We start from the raw sequence: 17,116 nt of genomic DNA, 5'->3' as shown, positions 1-17,116 counted from the left end.
TTGGGGGCATGGCAACACATCTGATCACCGGTGCGGGTTCGGGAATCGGCGAGGCCGTCGCCGAGCGGCTGCACGAGCGCGGCGACGAGCTGTGGCTGGTCGCGCGCGACGCCGGCCGGGCCAAGGACCTGGCCGCGCGGTTCCCCGGCGCGCAGACGCTCGTGGCCGATCTCGGCACCCCCGACCGGCTCTCCTGGGCGCTCGGCCACCAGGCCCTGCCCGACCGGCTCGACTCCCTGCTGCACATCGCGGGCGTCTCCGACCTCGGGGCCGTCGGTGAACTGACGACCAAGACGTGGAACCGCACGCTCGCCGTCAACCTGGTCTCCCCGGCCGAGCTGACGCGCCTGGTGCTGCCGCAGCTGCGGATCTCCAAGGGGCACGTCGTCTTCGCCAACTCCGGTGCCGGGCTGAACGCACGCGCCGGGTGGAGCGCGTACGCCGCGAGCAAGCACGGCCTGAAGGCGCTCGCCGACTCCCTGCGCGAGGAGGAGCACACCCACGGCATCCGGGTCACCAGCGTCTATCCGGGCCGCGTGGCCACCGCCATGCAGGCGAAGGTGCAGCAGCAGGAGGGCAACGAGTACACCCCCGGCAAGTGGATCGACCCGCAGTCGGTCGCGACGACGGTGCTGCTCGCGCTCGACCTGCCGCGCGACGCGGAGATCCACGACCTCTCCGTCCGCCCGGGGTACTCGGGAAGCTGAGGCGGCGGTCGCGGTCTCGTACTCTTCCTGGGTGAGCGAGAAGAACAGCAATCGCAGCATCTGGGGTGCCGGGACCGCGACCGGCGTCGGTTCCATGCCCGGCGAGGACGCGCGGGAGGCCGCGAAGACCGTCACCGGGTCGGTGGAGGCCCTGCCGTACCTGCCCGAGCTGCCCGCGCGCGGGCCGGGCGCGGACATGATCGGCCGGACGGCGGGGCTGCTCGTCGAGGTGTTCGCGCACGTGGAGCCCAGCGGCTGGCGGATCAGTGACCGGCCGGGCCGCGACACCCGCCGCGCACGGTCCTGGCTGGGCGAGGACCTCGACGCGCTGGAGGAGTTCACCCAGGGCTACCGGGGCCCGCTGAAGGTCTCGGCCGTCGGCCCCTGGACCCTGGCGGCCGCACTCGAACTGCGCGGCGGCGAGGCGGCGCTGGGCGACCCCGGGGCCTGCCGCGACCTGACGGCCTCCCTCGCCGAGGGCCTGCGCGGCCACCTCGCCGAGGTGCGGCGCCGGGTGCCGGGCGCGCGGATCGTGCTCCAGCTGGACGAGCCGTCGCTGCCCGCCGTGCTGCGCGGGCAAGTCCGCACCGCCAGCGGCTACCGCACGTACCGGGCGGTCGACCGGGTCGTGGTGGAAGGTGCGCTGCGGGAGCTGGCGGCGGTGGCGCAGGAGAGCCCGGACGGGGCGCTCGTCGTGCACTCGTGTGCTCCGGGCGTGCCCTTCGCGCTGCTGCGCCGGGCCGGTGCGGCAGGTGTTTCGTTCGACTTCTCGTTGCTCACCGAGCGTGAGGACGATGCGATCGGTGAGGCGGTCGAGGCGGGCACCACGCTCTTCGCGGGCGTGGTGCCGGGTGTGGACGGCCCATTGTCAGACCCTGCCGGTAGCGTCATGGGAGTCAGGACGCTGTGGCGCAGGCTGGGGCTGTCGCCGGGGACTCTCGCCGAGTCCGTGGTGGTCACCCCGTCGTGCGGGCTCGCGGGCGCTTCGCCCGCATATGCCCGTGCGGCCCTCGCGCACTGCGTCCGGGCGGCGAAATCACTCGCAGACAACCCTGAGTGACGGCGCTCAAGGAACAACGGGAGGACGAGACGGTGGCTGTCGAACAGCAAGGCGAGGAGCTCGAAGCGCTCGCGGCGCAGTCCACGGTGCCCGCGAAGGCGCGGGAGAAGCACGCACTGCTGGCCGAGCAGGTCGAGGAGCACCGCTTCCGGTATTACGTGAAGGACGCCCCCGTCATCAGCGACGCCGAGTTCGACCAGCTGCTGCGCGAACTGGAGGGGCTGGAGGAGAAGTACCCGCCGCTGCGCACCCCGGACTCGCCCACCCAGAAGGTCGCCGGCGCCTACGAAACGGAATTCACGGAGGTCGAGCACCGGGAGCGCATGCTCTCCCTCGACAACGCCTTCGACGACGAGGAACTGGCCGCCTGGGCCGACCGCATCGCCAAGGAGATCGGCCCGGGCACGCCCTACCACTTCCTGTGCGAGCTCAAGGTCGACGGCCTCGCGGTCAACCTCACCTACGAGAACGGCCGTCTCACCCGCGCCGCCACCCGCGGCGACGGCCGCACGGGCGAGGACATCACGCCCAACGTCCGCACCATCTCCGAGATCCCCGACCGCCTGCGCGGCGACCGCGTCCCGGCCCTGGTCGAGGTGCGCGGCGAGGTCTACTTCCCGCTGGAGAAGTTCGAGGAGCTCAACGCCCGCCTGGTGGAGGCCGGCAAGCCCCCGTTCGCCAACCCCCGCAACGCCGCGGCCGGTTCGCTCCGCCAGAAGGACCCGAAGGTCACCAGGAGCCGTCCGCTGCACATGGTCGTGCACGGCGTCGGCGCCCGCGAGGGATTCGGCATCGACTGCCAGTCGCAGGCCTACGAGCTGCTGCGCGAGTGGGGCCTGCCGACCGCCGCGCACGCCAAGGTCGTCGACTCCCTGGAGGACGTGCGGAAGTTCATCGCCCACTACGGCAACCCCGACGTCCGCCACTCGATGGAGCACGAGATCGACGGCGTCGTCGTCAAGCTCGACGAGATCCCCCTCCAGGGGCGCCTCGGCTCCACCTCCCGCGCGCCCCGCTGGGCCATCGCCTGGAAGTACCCCCCGGAGGAGGTCAACACCAAGCTGATCGACATCCGGGTCGGCGTCGGCCGTACGGGCCGGGTGACGCCGTACGCGGTCGTCGAGCCGGTCACGGTAGCGGGCTCCGAGGTCGAGTTCGCCACCCTGCACAACCAGGAGGTCGTCAAGGCCAAGGGCGTCCTCATCGGTGACACGGTCGTGCTGCGCAAGGCGGGCGACGTGATCCCCGAGATCCTGGGCCCGGTGACCGGCCTGCGCGACGGCACCGAACGGGAGTTCGTCATGCCGGCGGACTGCCCGGAGTGCGGGGCGGGCCTGCGCCCGATGAAGGAGGGCGACATCGACCTCCGGTGCCCCAACGCCCGGGCCTGCCCCGCCCAGATCCGCGAGCGGCTGTTCTACCTCGCCGGCCGCAAGAGCCTGGACATCGAGAACCTCGGCTACGTCGCCGCAGCCGCGCTCACCCAGCCGCTGGAGCCGGCCGAGCCGCCGCTGAAGGATGAGGGCGACCTGTTCAACCTGACCATCGAACAGTTGTTGCCTATCAAGTCCTACGTCGTGGACCCGGACAGCGGTCTGCCCAAGCGTGACCCGGAGACGGGCGAGCCGAAGATCGTCACCTTCTTCGCCAACCAGAAGGGCGAACCGAAGAAGAACGCCCTCGCCATGCTGGCCAACATCGAGGCGGCCAAGCAGCGTCCGCTCTCCCGCATCCTGACGGGCTTGTCGATCCGCCACGTCGGCCCGGTCGCCGCGGTCGCGCTCGCCCGGGAGTTCCGCTCCATCGACCGGATCGCCGAGGCGAGCGAGGAGGAGCTGGACGCCGTCGAAGGCGTCGCCGCGACCACCGCGGCCGCGGTCAAGGAGTGGTTCGCCGAGGACTGGCGCCGCGAGATCCTGGCCAAGTGGAAGGCTGCGGGCGTACGGATGGAGGAGGAGGTTGCTGACGACGAGGGCCCGCGCCCCCTGGCCGGCCTCACCGTCGTCGTCACCGGCACCCTCTCGGGCTACACCCGCGACGGCGCGAAGGACGTATTGCAGCGCCAGGGCGCGAAGGTGACCGGATCGGTGTCGAAGAAGACGGACTTCGTGGTCGTCGGTGACAATCCCGGTTCGAAGTTCGACAAGGCGATGCAGCTGAAGGTCCCTGTTCTGGAGGAACCCGGCTTCGTCGTACTCCTGAACGAAGGCCCCGAGGCGGCGCGCGAGGCCGCCGTGCCCCAGGAGACCACCCCGGCGGAGTAATGGCCGCATAGTCAGTGGGCATTACCCCTACAGCGCGTACCAGAAGGCTGCGGAAGGCCGGATCCCATTCGGGCAACCGCTGCCGATCGCTGCCCGCCGTAGCCTTCTGCGCCCTACTGTTGAGATGTGCGCCTGCCGTGGCGCGGGCACCGCCGGCTGTGAGAGGGACGGGCATGAAACCCACCAACAGCGCCGAACCGGCATCGCGGCCGCGCCGGCTATCCCCGCCCGTGCTGCCGACGGTCTGCGTGACGTCGGCCGCGCTGGCGTTCACCGTCGGAACATTCCACGCGCTGAGCACGGGCCGGGCCCTCTTCCCCGGCCGGACCGTCGGCTGGTCGCTGGCGACCCTCACCGCGCTGATCGTCGCCCACCTCGTCGCCCTCGGGCGGGACCGCTGGTGGGGCGGCACCGGATCCGGTGCCGCCCTCACCCTGGCCGTCCTGCTGCTCTACGGCTGGATCCCGTCCGTACTGATCAGCATCGCGGTCGTCACCCTGGTCGCCACCGCCCGGCGACACCGATGGCGGCAGGCATTACTGCACGGCGCGGTCGATATCCTCGGCATCGCGGCCGCCGGACTCGCCCTCGCCGCGTGCGGCGTCACCGCCGATGCCGATGCCCCCTGGCTGCCCGACACCTGGGGGCTCTCCGCGGTCCCCGTGATCGCCCTCGCCGCCTTCCTGTACCTCGCCGTCACCCGCGCCCTGCTCTGGTACTCTATGGCCCCGCGCGCCGCGCTGACCTCCATCGCCCGCACCGCACTCATGCGGCAGGCCCTCGTCGGCGGAGCCCTCCTCGGCATCGCCCCGCTCATCGCCGTGGTCGCCGACCACGCGCCCCTGCTCCTCCCCCTCTTCGCGGTGCCCCTCATCGCCCTGGACTCCACGCTCTGGATCGTCCGCGCCCGCGCCGAGGAACAGCTGCGCGACCCCCTCACCGGGCTGCCCAACCGCCAATGGCTGCTGGAGCGCACCTGGGCCGCCCTGGACGAGGCCGAGCGGGCCGGGGACCGGGCCGCGCTCGTCCTCATCGACCTCGACCGCTTCCGGTCCGTCAACGACACCCTCGGCCACCTGGCCGGGGACCGGCTGCTCCTGCAGATAGCGGAACGGCTGCGCCTGGCCCTCCCGCGCGACGCGGAGGCCGCCCGGCTCGGCGGCGACGAGTTCGCGGTCCTGCTGCCCACCGCCGACTCCCTCACCAGTGCCCAGCGCGTGGCCCGCGCCCTCGTCGCCGACCTCGGCTCGCCCCTCGACCTGGACGGGCTCACGCTCGTCCTGGAGGCCAGCGCCGGCGTCGCCGTCTACCCCGACCACGCCCTCGACGCGGAGGGCCTCCTGCGCCGGGCGGACGTCGCGATGTACCAGGCCAAGCGCGACCGCAGCGGGGTGGAGGTCTACGAAGCCCGCCGCGACGGCAACACCCCCGACCGCCTGGGCCTGTTGGGCGACCTGCGCCGCGCCCTGGACGCGGGCGAGGTCGAGCTGCACTACCAGCCCAAGGTCGGCTTCGACGGCCACGTCGAGGGCCTGGAGGCACTCGTGCGGTGGGTCCACCCCGAGCGCGGCCGGGTCTCCCCGGACGAGTTCATCGCCATCGCCGAGTCGTCCGGGCTGATGCCCCGCCTGACCGAGTACGTCCTGGAGACCGCCCTCGGGCAGGTCGCCAAGTGGCGCGCCATGGGCCTGGAGGTCCCGGTCGCCGTCAACGTCTCGCCGCGCGACGTGCACACCCCCGGCTTCGCCGGTTCGGTCGCCGCCCGGCTCGCCCGGCACGGCGTGCCCGCCGGGGCGCTGCAGCTGGAAATAACCGAACACGTGCTCCTGGAGGATCCGCAGCGGGCCGCCGACACGCTCGCCGGCCTCACCGGCCACGGCGTGAAGATGTCCCTCGACGACTTCGGCACGGGGTATTCGTCCCTGGTCCACCTGCGCCGCCTCCCGGTCAGCGAGCTCAAGATCGACCGGTCCTTCGTGGCCCGCCTCGCCATCGACAACGAGGACGCGGAGATCGTCCGCTGCACCCTCGACCTCGCCCACTCCCTCGGCCTGCTGGTCGTGGCGGAGGGCGTCGAGGACGACGAGACCTGGGAGCGCCTGCGCGACCTGGGCTGCGACGCCGTCCAGGGCTGGCTGGTCGCTGCCGCGATGCCGCCGGACGAGACCACGGCGTGGCTGCGCCTGCGCAGCGAGTCCGGCTGGCGCCGGGAGGACGAACCGCTCGCCGCGGCCGCGCCGACGGAGGAGGATGCGGACCAGCCGGTGACGTGACCTGGGGCTCTGCCCCCGCAACCCCTGCTCCTCAAACGCCGGACGGGCTGACCAATCAGCCCGTCCGGCGTTTGAGGACCGGGGTCCGGGGCGGAGCCCCGAAACACCTGCAACCCCAGCGGAGCGAAACCGTTTCGCGGGCACGTGGCGCGGAGCCATAGGATTGGGGCGAAAGCCGTCCACCCACTACACCCACCCTTGAGGATCGCTGCATGCCTGGCATCACGCGCGAGGAGGTCGCCCACCTCGCCCGGCTGTCACGTCTGGAGCTGAAGGACGAAGAGCTCGACCACTTCGCCGAACAGCTCGACGTGATCATCGGCGCGGTCGCCCGCGTCTCCGATGTGGCCGACGAGGACGTACCCCCGACCTCCCACCCGCTGCCCCTGACGAACGTCATGCGGCCGGACGAGGTCCGCCCGTCGCTGACCCCCCAGGAGGCGCTGTCCGGCGCCCCCGCCCAGGAGCAGCAGCGTTTCAAGGTGCCGCAGATCCTGGGGGAGGACTGACTGTGAGCGACGCACGCGCGGCTGCTCAGCCGCACCCGGAAGACTCCCCGCAGCTTCGCCGCGCGGGCGGAGAAGCGAACAATAGAGCGGTAATGGCAGATCTGATCAAGCTCACCGCCGCCGAGATCGCCGCGAAGGTCGCCTCCGGCGAGCTCACGGCCGTCGAGGTCACCGAGGCCCACCTGGCCCGGATCGAGGCCGTCGACGAGAAGGTCAACGCCTTCCTGCACGTCGACCGCGAGGGCGCGCTGGCCCAGGCCCGCGCCGTGGACGCCAAGCGCGAGCGCGGCGAGAAGCTCGGCCCGCTGGCCGGCGTCCCGCTGGCGCTGAAGGACATCTTCACCACGAAGGGCGTCCCCACGACCGTCGGCTCCAAGATCCTCGAAGGCTGGATCCCGCCGTACGACGCGACGGTCACCAAGCGTCTGAAGGACGCGGACGTCGTCATCCTCGGCAAGACCAACATGGACGAGTTCGCCATGGGGTCCTCCACCGAGAACAGCGCCTACGGCCCCACCGGCAACCCCTGGGACCTCACCAAGATCCCCGGCGGCTCCGGCGGCGGTTCCTCCGCGGCCCTCGCCGCGTACGAGGCGCCCCTGGCCATCGGCACGGACACCGGCGGTTCCATCCGCCAGCCCGCCTCCGTCACCGGCACCGTCGGCGTCAAGCCGACCTACGGCGCGGTCTCCCGCTACGGCATGGTGGCCTTCTCCTCCTCCCTCGACCAGGGCGGCCCCTGCGCCCGTACGGTCCTGGACGCGGCCCTGCTGCACGAGGTGATCGCCGGGCACGACCCGCTCGACTCGACCTCCATCGACGCCCCGGTCCCGCCGGTCGTCGAGGCGGCCCGCAACGGCTCCGTCGCCGGTATGCGCGTCGGCGTCGTCAGGCAGTTCCGCGGCGAGGGCTACCAGGCCGGCGTCATCCAGCGCTTCGACGAGTCCGTGGAGCTCCTCAAGGAGCTCGGTGCGGAGATCGTCGAGCTGGACTGCCCGTCCTTCGACCTCGCGCTGGCCGCGTACTACCTCATCGCGCCGTCCGAGTGCTCCTCGAACCTGGCCCGCTTCGACGCCATGCGCTACGGCCTGCGGGTCGGCGACGACGGCACGAAGTCGGCCGAGGAGGTCACCGCGCTGACCCGTGAGGCCGGCTTCGGCCCCGAGGTCAAGCGCCGCGTCATGCTCGGCACCTACGCGCTCAGCTCCGGCTACTACGACGCGTACTACGGCTCCGCCCAGAAGGTCCGTACCCTCATCACGCGGGACTTCGAGAAGGCCTTCGAGCAGGTCGACGTGATCGTCTCGCCGACCACGCCCACCACCGCCTTCGCGATCGGCGAGCGTGCCGACGACCCGATGGCGATGTACCTCGCCGACCTGTGCACCATCCCCACCAACCTGGCGGGCAACGCGGCCATGTCGCTGCCGTGCGGCCTGGCGCCCGAGGACGGGATGCCGGTCGGTCTGCAGATCATCGCTCCCGCCATGCAGGACGACCGGCTCTACAAGGTCGGTGCCGCGGTCGAGGCCGCGTTCACCGCCCGTTGGGGCCACCCGATTCTCGAGGAGGCACCGGCACTGTGAGCACCGACAAGAAGAGCGCGCTGAAGAAGGCCAAGGGCTTCAAGAAGTCCAAGGCCGGTACGTACCTGTCCATCGGCACCACGCTGTTCGGTGCGGTGAGCGTGGTCAAGCAGGCGAAGAAGGCACGCGGCGAGCGGGACACCCTGCAGCTCGTCGACGCGGTCGTCTCCGCGGCGGCCATCGCCACCGGCGTCGCCATGCTCGTCCGTGAGCTGCGCCGCATGAACAGCGACGACGTCCTCGCGGGCTGAGCCGGGACTGAGAGGTTAGTTTTCCGTGACCGTCACTGAACTGGTGTCGTACGAGGAGGCGCTTGCCACCTACGAGCCCGTCATGGGCCTCGAGGTGCACGTCGAACTCGGCACCAAGACGAAGATGTTCTGTGGGTGCTCCACCGAGCTGGGCGCCGAGCCCAACTCGCAGACCTGCCCCACCTGCCTCGGCATGCCCGGCTCCCTCCCGGTCGTCAACGCGATCGGCGTCGAGTCGGCCGTGAAGATCGGCCTCGCGCTGCACTGCGAGATCGCCGAGTGGTGCCGCTTCGCCCGGAAGAATTACTTCTATCCGGATATGCCGAAGAACTTCCAGACCTCCCAGTACGACGAGCCCATCGCCTTCAACGGCTACCTGGACGTCCAGCTGGAGGACGGCGAGATCTTCCGTGTGGAGATCGAGCGCGCCCACATGGAGGAGGACACCGGCAAGTCGACCCACGTCGGCGGCTCCACCGGCCGTATCCACGGCGCGTCCCACTCCCTGCTCGACTACAACCGGGCCGGCATCCCGCTCATCGAGATCGTCACCAAGCCGATCACCGGTGCGGGCGAGCGCGCCCCGGAGATCGCCAAGGCGTACGTCGCCGAGCTGCGCGAGCTCATCAAGGCGCTCGGCGTCTCCGAGGCCCGCATGGAGATGGGCCAGATGCGCTGCGACGTCAACCTGTCGCTGATGCCGAAGGGCGCCGAGAAGTTCGGTACCCGCAGCGAGACGAAGAACGTCAACTCGCTGCGCTCGGTCGAGCGCGCCGCCCGCTTCGAGATCCAGCGGCACGCCGCGGTGCTGGGCGGCGGCGGCACGATCCTGCAGGAGACCCGGCACTTCCATGAGGAGGACGGCTCGACGACGTCCGGCCGCATCAAGGAAGAGGCCGAGGACTACCGCTACTTCCCCGAGCCGGACCTGGTGCCGGTGGCCCCCTCCCGCGAGTGGGTCGAGGAGCTGCGGGCCACCCTGCCCGAGCTGCCGCGCGTGCGCCGCAACCGGCTGCGCGAGGAGTGGGGCGTCTCGGCGCACGACATGCAGTCGATCCTCAACGCGGGCGCGGTCGGTCTGATCGTCGCCACGATCGAGGCCGGCGCGGACGCCGCCCCGGCCCGTAAGTGGTGGATGGGCGAGCTGTCCCGCCGCGCCAACGAGGCCGGTGTCGACCTCGCCGCGATGGAGATCACCCCGGAGCAGGTCGCCCGGGTGTGCGCGCTGGTCGCCGAGGGTTCCCTCAACGACAAGCTGGCCCGCCAGGTCATCGAGGGCGTGCTCGCGGGCGAGGGCGGCCCGGACGAGGTCGTCGACAAGCGGGGCCTGAAGGTCGTCTCCGACGAGGGTGCGCTGGGCACGGCCGTGGACGAGGCGATCGCGGCCAACGCGGGCATCGCCGACAAGATCCGTTCCGGCAAGGTCGCGGCGGCGGGTGCGCTCGTCGGCGCGGTCATGAAGGCCACGCGCGGCCAGGCGGACGCCGCCCGGGTGCGCGAGTTGATTCTTGAGCGGCTTGCCGCGAAGGAATGATCACGCACGGCCTGGAGAAGCCGGGCGCCGAGGGCTGATCCCCTCCCTCCCGGCAGCCCGCCGTCAATGCGGCACGATGGCCGTCCCTCTCCGGAGGGGCGGCCATCGGCCTGTGGCGCAGCGGCCGTCATCGCCTCCATCGCCCGATGCCGGCCTGAATCAGTCGATACCCACCCCACAGGCCGAAACGGTCCGGCATGATCGCGGCAGCGGGCCGGTCCGCGTGCCCGCACTCGAATCCCGGGGGTAGGGAACATGCGACGGTTCAGGACAGGACTGGCGGCGCTCGTGCTGGCGGGCGCCGGGCTCACGGCCATGCTGCCGATGGGGACGGCCGTGGCGGCCGAGGTGCCGACGACGGCCGTGGCAGCCTGCGCGGCCGACTGGGGAAGCCTGCCCAAGGTCAGCACCGACACCGAGTACAAGCCGCTGCGGGACATCAGAACCGGCCGGCACGACTGCTACGACCGCATGGTCTTCGACATCCTCGGCCCGGACACCAGGGGCCCGATCGGCTACCGCGTGGGCTATGTCGGCACCCTGCACCAGGACGGCTCGGGCGATGTGATCCCGGTCGGCGGCGGCGCGATCCTCGAGGTGCGGGTGGCCGCGCCCAGCTACGACCCGGCGACGGGCAAGCCGGTCTACGACGGCCGGGTGAAGCAGCAACTGCCGGGCGTGGACCTCACCGGCTACCGGACCTTCAAGGACACGCGGTTCGGCGGCAGCTTCGAGGGCGACACCCAGGTCGGCCTGGGCGTACGGGCCCGGCTGCCGTTCCGGGTGTTCCAGGAGGGCAATCACCTCGTGGTGGACGTCGCCCACACCTGGCACGGCTTCCGCTGGGAACGGTGACCCGACGTCAGGAATCCGCTACTGAGTGACATAAACCAGGGTGCTCTGTGGTATAACCCACAAAACGGATAAAAGATCTCCCTCTCCTGCCACAGTGGTCGGCAGCGGGCCCTCAAGGGCCTTCTGCCCAGTCGCTCACCCATGCTCAGCGGTCGGAACCACGGGTCACGTCCCCGGCGAGAACGACGCGATACCCGGGAAGCAGGTTATGACCTCACTTGCCCGGTGGTGCCTGCGCCGCCGCTTCGCCGTCATCGTCGGGTGGCTGGTCGTCCTCGCCGGTACGACCCTGGCGGCCATGCTGGCCGGCTCCTCGTACTCCAACGACTACCGGGTGCCCGGCACCGAGTCCGCCCGCGCCACCGCGCTGCTGGAGGCGGCCTTTCCCGGCCGGGGTGGCGACGACACGATCGTCTGGCACACCGACCGGGGCACCGTACGCGCCGCCGACGTCGAGCGGCGCATGAGCGCCGTCCTGCACGAGGTCGCCGGCCTGCCCGCAGTGGCCTCCGTCGACAGCCCCTACACCGCTGCCGGCAGCACCCAGGTCAGCGCCGACCGGCACACGGCGTACGCCGCCCTCACCTTCGACAGCGCCACCGGCGACCCGGACCCGGCGCAGGTCAAGAAGGTCGTCGAGACCGCCCGGAAGGCGGCGACCGGCAATCTCCAGGTCGCGCTCGGCGGCAGCGGCATCGCTTCGTCCGAGGGCTCTGGCGGGCACCTCAGCGAGATCATCGGCATCGTGGTGGCCGCGGTGGTCCTGCTCGTCGTCTTCGGTTCGCCCGCGGCGAGCGTGCTGCCCATCGCCACGGCCGTCGTGGGCGTGGGCACCGCCTCCATGGGCACCGTCCTGCTGAGCCACGTCATGAAGGTGGCCGACTTCGCGCCCATGCTGGGCACCCTGATCGGCCTCGGCGTGGGCATCGACTACGCGCTCTTCATCGTCACCCGCCACCGGCGCGGCCTGAAACAGGGGCTGCCGGTCCACCTCGCCGCCGAACGCGCCGTCGCCACCACCGGCCGGGCCGTCGTCTTCGCCGGCGGAACGGTGTGCGTGGCGCTGCTCGGCATGCTGATCCTGCGGCTGAGCTTCCTCAACGGCGTCGCGCTGGCGGCCTCGCTCACGGTCGTGCTGAGCGTGGCCGCCTCCCTCACGCTCCTGCCCGCGCTGCTCGCTCTCATCGGGGAGCGCGCCCTCAGCCGCCGGGAGCGCCGCCACCTGGCCGAACACGGCCCCCGGCCGGACATCCCCACCGGGCTGGCCGCGCGCTGGTCCGCGTTCGTCGAGCGCCACCCCAAGGTGCTGGGCACCTTCGCCGCGGGCGTCATGCTGGTCCTGGCCCTGCCGACGCTCTCCCTCCACCTCGGCACCTCCGACCAGGGCAACCAGCCGGCGTCCCGCACCACCCGCCAGGCCTACGACATGCTCGCCACGGGCTTCGGCCCCGGCGTCAACGGCCCCCTGACGCTCGTGGCGTCGCTGGACAGCGCCGCCGACAGCCTCGCCTTCAACAAGCTCCCCGACACCCTCCGCCACACCCCGGGCATCGCCTCGGTCACCCCCTCGGCCCTCAACGGCAGCGGCGACACGGGCGTCATCACCGTCGTCCCGGCCACCTCGCCGCAGTCCCGCGACACCAGTGACCTCGTCGACCGGCTCCGCGGGACCGTGCTGCCCAAGGCCACCGGCGGCGCGGGCCTGGACGTCCGCGTGGGCGGCATGACCGCCGCCTACGACGACTTCGCCGGCGTCATACTGGGCAAGCTGCCGGTGTTCATCGGCACCGTCGTGGGCCTCGGCTGCCTGCTGCTGCTCCTGGCCTTCCGCAGCATCGGCATACCGCTGAAGGCCGCGGCGATGAACATCGCCGCCGTGGCCTCCTCGTTCGGCCTCATCGTGGTCGTCTTCCAGTGGGGCTGGGGCAGCGGGCTGCTCGGCCTGGGCGGGGCGGGCCCCGTCGAGCCCTTCCTGCCGGTCGTCATGGTCTCGGTGCTCTTCGGCCTCTCGATGGACTACCAGGTCTTCCTGGTCAGCCGTATGTACGAGGAGTGGCTCGCCACCCGGGACAACACCCGGGCCGTCCGCGTAGGCCTCGCCGAGACCAGCCGCGTGATCAACTCCGCGGCGGTCATCATGATCTCGGTCTTCCTGGCGTTCGTGCTCAGCGGCGACCGCGTGATCGCAATGTTCGGCATCGGCCTGGCCGCCGCCGTGGCCCTGGACGCCTTCGTCCTGCGAACGCTGCTGGTCCCGGCCCTGATGCACATGCTGGGCAGCGCGAACTGGTGGCTGCCCGGCTGGCTGGAGCGCCTGCTGCCGCGCATCAGCATCGAGCCGCCGGACGAGCCCGCCCTGCCGCTGCCCGCCGCGGCACCGCTCCAGCGGGCCGACCGTACGGACGAGCCGGCGGCCGTGCCGCTCGGCAGGTGAGCGCGCCGGACGGCGGGGGACTCCTCAGCTGTGCCGGGGCCGGATCACCACGCACCCGGAGTCGAGGTCGATGGGGCCCTTGCCCGGGTCGCCGTCGCCGACGTCGTCACGGCTGAGGGCGAGCCGGTTGAGCTCCTCCTCGGTGTGCTCCCGGCCGGGCGCGAACAGTTCCTCGATCACATTGAACATGGCAACTTCCGTCCCGTCAGGTCACCTTGAGCCGCAGTAGCCGGTCGTCGTCCGCGGCCGGGCTGCCCCGGCCGTCCGTGTTGCTCGTCGTCAGCCACAGGCCCCCGTCCTCAACTGGAACAACTGTCCGCAGCCGCCCGTAGTTCCCCCGCAGGTGGGCCCGGGGGGCCGCCGCGCTCCCGGCGCCCCGCAGCGGGATCCGCCACAGCCGTTCGCCCCGCAGCCCCGCCAGCCACAGGCAGCCGCCCGCGTAGGCCAGGCCGCTCGGCGAGGCGTCGGCCGTGCGCCACTGCTGCACGGGGTCCTTGAGCCCCGCCTTCCCTACCGTGCCCTCGGCCTGTGGCCAACCGTAGTTGCCGCCCGGCTCGATCAGATTGAGTTCGTCCCACGTGTCCTGGCCGAACTCCGACGCCCACAGCCGCTTGTCCGCGTCCCATGCCAGGCCCTGCACGTTGCGGTGCCCGTAGCTGTAGACGACCGAGCCGGCGTCCGGATTGCCGGGCGCCGGCCGGCCGCCGGGGGTCATGCGCAGGATCTTGCCGCCCAGGGACTTCCTGTCCTGGGCCAGGCCCCGCCGGCCGCTCTCGCCCGTACCTGCGTAGAGCATCCCGTCCGGGCCGAAGGCGATGCGGCCGCCGTTGTGGACGGTGCCCTTGGGAATGCCGGACAGGACCGTCCCGGGCGTGCCCAGCCGCTGCCCCTGCGGGCGCCCGTCGTCCACCGGCACCCGGACGATGCGGTTGTCGGAGGCGGTGGTCAGGTAGGCGTACAGCACGTGGCCGGCACCGTCGCCGGGCGGGACGGCGAGGCCCAGCAGCCCGCCCTCGCCCGCCGCCGCGACGCCCGGCAGCGTGCCCAGCACGCTCTGCCGGCCGTCCGCCGCGGAGACCCGGACGATCCTGCCGGTGTCGCGCGAGCCCACCAGAAGGTCACCGCCGGGCAGCGCGGCCACGCCCCACGGCGACATGAGCCTCGTGGCGACCGTACGGACGACCTCGGCCGAACCCGCCGCCGGGGCGGTGGAAGCGGTGGGCACGGCGGTGGCGGACGACGGCGGGGCACCGCCCGAGGACGAGTCGCCGGAACAGCCCGCGACGGTCAGCAGCGCGGAGACGGCCAGGGCGGCCGGTGCGGTCGGGCGTCGCACGGCGGGGGTCTCCTCTCGTCCGGGCGGATCACCTCTCCTTGATACACCCCGTCACTCCCAGGAGCCCATCGCACGGGGCAGCGCCGCGAGCTCCGCGAAGTCCTCATCCGTCAGCCGCAGCCCGGCGGCGGCGGCGTTCTGCACCGCCCAGCGCGCCTTCTTCGTGCCCGGCACCGGCACCACATGCCGGCCCTGCGCCAGCACCCAGGCCAGGGCGACCTGCGCCGCCGTCGCGTCGTGGCGCCGCGCGACGCGCCGCAGACCGGCGACTATCGGCTGGTTGGCGGCCATCATCTCCGCGGTGAAGCGCGGGTGGCGGGCCCGGATGTCCTCCGGCTCGAAGCCCTGCCCCGGCGTGAGGGTCCCACTGAGGAAACCATTCCCCAGGGGCATCGCCGCCAGCAGCCCCACCCCCCGCGAGGAGCACCACGGCACCAGCCGGTCCAGCGCCTCCCGCGACCACACCGACAGCTCCGCCTGCACACAGCTCACCGGGAAGACCTGCTGCACCCGCTCCAGTTGCCGGATCGTCGCGTCGTACATCCCCGCGCCCGCGCCGGCCGTGGAGCCGAACCTGCGCCGCGCCCGCGCGCCGATTGCACACCACCCCAGCGCCCGGACCTTCCCCGCGGAGACCAACTCCGCCATCGCCCCCCACGTCTCCTCGACCGGCACCTCCGGGTCCGGGCGGTGCAGCTGGTAGAGGTCGATGACATCGGTCTGCAGCCGCCGCAGCGAGGCGTCGCAGGCCCGTTTCACATAGCCGGGCCGCCCGTTGGCGACGATGTGCTGCTCGCCCACCAGCAGCCCGCACTTGGTCGATATGAACGCCTCCCGGCGCCGCTCCCGCAGCACCCGCCCCACCAGCAGCTCATTGGTGAACGGCCCGTACATGTCGGCGGTGTCCAGCAGGCTGGCCCCGGCGTCGAGGGCCGCGTGGACCGTGCGCAGCGCGGTCTCGCCGCTCTGCTGCGAGGCGCTGTACGCCCAGTGCATCGGCATGCATCCGAGGCCGATCGCACCCACTTCGAGCGCCGTAGCACCGATTGTCCTGCGCTCCACCGGCCGTACCCCCCCCGTTCCTCGTCCCCAAACTAACCTCTGCCGCTGTGGCCTCTTCGCATAGCCTCCAGACATGAGTGCAGATCACAGCGGTTCCCTCCGGCCACTGGCGTGGCTGCCGATCCGCCCCGAGGAGATCGAGGACCTCCCGGGGGGCCTGGAGTACGCCTACTGGAACGGCGGCCCCGACTACCCCGGCGACCCGGCGCGCTGTGCCTTCTACTGCGTGCCGTACATGAAGGGCCCCGCGGTGGAGACCCGCCCGCTGCCGCTGATGAGCGGGCTGCGGGTGGTGCAGGCCCTGACCGCCGGGGTCGACAACCTCCTGCCCGAGATGGAGCGGCTGCCCTCCGGCGCGCGGCTGTGCAGCGCCCGCGGGCTGCACGACGCGAGCACCGCCGAGCTGGCCCTGACCCTCACCCTCGCCGCACTGCGCGACATCCCCGGCTTCGTACGCGCGCAGGACGCGGGGGAGTGGCGGCCCGTCTTCCGCCCGGCGCTCGCCGACAAGTCGGTGCTCATCGTCGGCTACGGCTCGATCGGTGCCGCCGTCGAGGACCGGCTCGCGCCCTTTGAGTGCGCGCGGGTGATGCGCGTCGCGCGCTCCGCGCGCACGGCAGCACGCGGCCCCGTCCACCCGGTGGCCGCCCTGCCGGAACTGGTGCCCGACGCCGACGTGGTGATCCTCACGACGCCGCTCACCGCGCAGACCCGGGGCCTGGTGGACGCCGGGTTCCTCGCCAGGATGAAGGACGGTGCGCTCCTGGTGAACGTCGCGCGGGGCGCCGTCGTGGACACCGAGGCGCTCCTGGGCGAGCTGGAGAGCGGCCGGCTGCTCGCGGCACTGGACGTTACCGACCCCGAGCCGTTGCCCGCCGGTCACCCGCTGTGGAAGGCCCCCGGGGTGATCGTCACCCCCCATGTGGGTGGGCCCTCTTCGGCCTTTCTGCCCCGCGCCAAGGCACTCCTGCGCGATCAACTGGCCAGATTCGTACTGGACGAGCCTCTGCGGAATGTCGTAGCCGCTGCCGTCTGATACCACGTAGAGGCATCATTTGGCTGCTCTCCGTATCCGTAATCCCGCAGCTGGTTACGCTATGTATATGAGCTATGTCCCTGAGTGACGACTCTGGTGTATCGTCCCGACGGGGGCTGCTCCGCGCACCGTACGGGCGCAGCGAGGTACCGGAACTCGAGGGGGGCGACGGGCGATGCACGGCCAATGGACGATCTACCCGACGCGGC

The 17,116-nt window shown here is 71.9% G+C and carries 14 protein-coding genes; 11 read left to right on the top strand and 3 right to left on the bottom strand.

The features are described from left to right. The first annotated feature begins 8 nt into the window (after window positions 1-8). The 10 genes from AB0F13_RS12285 (at window position 9) to AB0F13_RS12240 (ending at window position 13,473) form a co-directional block, all read left to right on the top strand. Window positions 9-707, top strand: a complete 699-nt coding sequence (locus AB0F13_RS12285) for an SDR family oxidoreductase (protein WP_362079314.1) — start codon at window positions 9-11, stop codon at window positions 705-707. 31 nt (window positions 708-738) lie between these two features. After that, window positions 739-1,767 carry a methionine synthase gene (locus AB0F13_RS12280; RefSeq protein ID WP_362079311.1) on the top strand — a complete coding sequence of 343 codons (1,029 nt, stop codon included), beginning with the start codon at window positions 739-741 and terminating at the stop codon, window positions 1,765-1,767. 32 nt (window positions 1,768-1,799) lie between these two features. After that, entirely contained in the window at window positions 1,800-4,031 is a 2,232-nt protein-coding gene (gene ligA / locus AB0F13_RS12275; RefSeq protein ID WP_362079561.1) for an NAD-dependent DNA ligase LigA, read from the top strand. A gap of 173 nt (window positions 4,032-4,204) precedes the next feature. Further along, complete coding sequence (locus AB0F13_RS12270; protein WP_362079307.1) at window positions 4,205-6,304, top strand: bifunctional diguanylate cyclase/phosphodiesterase; 2,100 nt, start codon at window positions 4,205-4,207, stop codon at window positions 6,302-6,304. 212 nt (window positions 6,305-6,516) lie between these two features. After that, window positions 6,517-6,813, top strand: a complete 297-nt coding sequence (gatC, locus tag AB0F13_RS12265; RefSeq protein WP_362079304.1) for an Asp-tRNA(Asn)/Glu-tRNA(Gln) amidotransferase subunit GatC — start codon at window positions 6,517-6,519, stop codon at window positions 6,811-6,813. Between the two features lie 92 nt (window positions 6,814-6,905). Next, the gene (gene gatA, locus AB0F13_RS12260) at window positions 6,906-8,399 is read left to right on the top strand and encodes an Asp-tRNA(Asn)/Glu-tRNA(Gln) amidotransferase subunit GatA (protein ID WP_362079301.1); all 1,494 of its coding nucleotides are present in this window, start codon (window positions 6,906-6,908) and stop codon (window positions 8,397-8,399) included. After that, on the top strand, window positions 8,396-8,650 hold the full coding sequence (locus AB0F13_RS12255) for a hypothetical protein (protein WP_362079298.1): 255 nt from the start codon (window positions 8,396-8,398) through the stop codon (window positions 8,648-8,650). Before gatA ends, AB0F13_RS12255 begins: the two co-directional genes overlap by 4 nt. 25 nt (window positions 8,651-8,675) lie before the next feature. Continuing rightward, the gene (gene gatB, locus AB0F13_RS12250) at window positions 8,676-10,184 is read left to right on the top strand and encodes an Asp-tRNA(Asn)/Glu-tRNA(Gln) amidotransferase subunit GatB (RefSeq protein ID WP_362079295.1); all 1,509 of its coding nucleotides are present in this window, start codon (window positions 8,676-8,678) and stop codon (window positions 10,182-10,184) included. A 255-nt stretch (window positions 10,185-10,439) separates the two neighbouring features. Continuing rightward, window positions 10,440-11,039, top strand: coding sequence for a hypothetical protein (locus AB0F13_RS12245; protein ID WP_362079292.1), 600 nt, complete (start codon window positions 10,440-10,442; stop codon window positions 11,037-11,039). A 208-nt stretch (window positions 11,040-11,247) separates the two neighbouring features. After that, the gene (locus AB0F13_RS12240; protein ID WP_362079289.1) at window positions 11,248-13,473 is read left to right on the top strand and encodes an MMPL family transporter; all 2,226 of its coding nucleotides are present in this window, start codon (window positions 11,248-11,250) and stop codon (window positions 13,471-13,473) included. 24 nt (window positions 13,474-13,497) lie between these two features. On the opposite strand, the gene AB0F13_RS12235 is transcribed toward AB0F13_RS12240, so the two are convergent. The 3 genes from AB0F13_RS12235 to AB0F13_RS12225 are packed head-to-tail and all read right to left on the bottom strand — an operon-like array spanning window position 13,498 to window position 15,871. Next, window positions 13,498-13,662: a DUF6191 domain-containing protein gene (locus tag AB0F13_RS12235; RefSeq protein ID WP_362079286.1), complete on the bottom strand. Its 165-nt coding sequence runs from the start codon at window positions 13,660-13,662 to the stop codon at window positions 13,498-13,500. 16 nt (window positions 13,663-13,678) lie between these two features. Continuing rightward, window positions 13,679-14,809: a PQQ-dependent sugar dehydrogenase gene (locus AB0F13_RS12230; protein ID WP_362079283.1), complete on the bottom strand. Its 1,131-nt coding sequence runs from the start codon at window positions 14,807-14,809 to the stop codon at window positions 13,679-13,681. Between the two features lie 51 nt (window positions 14,810-14,860). Continuing rightward, window positions 14,861-15,871 carry an aldo/keto reductase gene (locus tag AB0F13_RS12225; protein WP_362079280.1) on the bottom strand — a complete coding sequence of 337 codons (1,011 nt, stop codon included), beginning with the start codon at window positions 15,869-15,871 and terminating at the stop codon, window positions 14,861-14,863. Between the two features lie 73 nt (window positions 15,872-15,944). Here AB0F13_RS12225 and AB0F13_RS12220 point away from each other — a divergent pair, with 73 nt between their 5' ends. Beyond that, window positions 15,945-16,907 carry a 2-hydroxyacid dehydrogenase gene (locus AB0F13_RS12220; protein WP_362079277.1) on the top strand — a complete coding sequence of 321 codons (963 nt, stop codon included), beginning with the start codon at window positions 15,945-15,947 and terminating at the stop codon, window positions 16,905-16,907. The last annotated feature ends 209 nt before the right edge of the window (window positions 16,908-17,116 follow it).

It is taken from the genome of Streptomyces sp. NPDC026206, assembly GCF_040638465.1.
In the GTDB taxonomy this organism is placed as follows: domain Bacteria; phylum Actinomycetota; class Actinomycetes; order Streptomycetales; family Streptomycetaceae; genus Streptomyces.
The sequence above is the reverse complement of the archived record's forward strand: the minus strand, read 5'-3'. Positions and strand labels throughout refer to the sequence as shown.

Bases quoted from the DNA above. Each gene is read 5' to 3' on its own strand.
- AB0F13_RS12235 (WP_362079286.1), bottom strand. From the start codon at position 13,662: ATGTTCAATGTGATCGAGGAACTGTTCGCGCCCGGCCGGGAGCACACC.
- gatC (WP_362079304.1), top strand. From the start codon at position 6,517: ATGCCTGGCATCACGCGCGAGGAGGTCGCCCACCTCGCCCGGCTGTCA.
- AB0F13_RS12285 (WP_362079314.1), top strand. From the start codon at position 9: ATGGCAACACATCTGATCACCGGTGCGGGTTCGGGAATCGGCGAGGCC.
- AB0F13_RS12240 (WP_362079289.1), top strand. From the start codon at position 11,248: ATGACCTCACTTGCCCGGTGGTGCCTGCGCCGCCGCTTCGCCGTCATC.
- AB0F13_RS12270 (WP_362079307.1), top strand. From the start codon at position 4,205: ATGAAACCCACCAACAGCGCCGAACCGGCATCGCGGCCGCGCCGGCTA.
- gatA (WP_362079301.1), top strand. From the start codon at position 6,906: ATGGCAGATCTGATCAAGCTCACCGCCGCCGAGATCGCCGCGAAGGTC.
- AB0F13_RS12220 (WP_362079277.1), top strand. From the start codon at position 15,945: ATGAGTGCAGATCACAGCGGTTCCCTCCGGCCACTGGCGTGGCTGCCG.
- AB0F13_RS12245 (WP_362079292.1), top strand. From the start codon at position 10,440: ATGCGACGGTTCAGGACAGGACTGGCGGCGCTCGTGCTGGCGGGCGCC.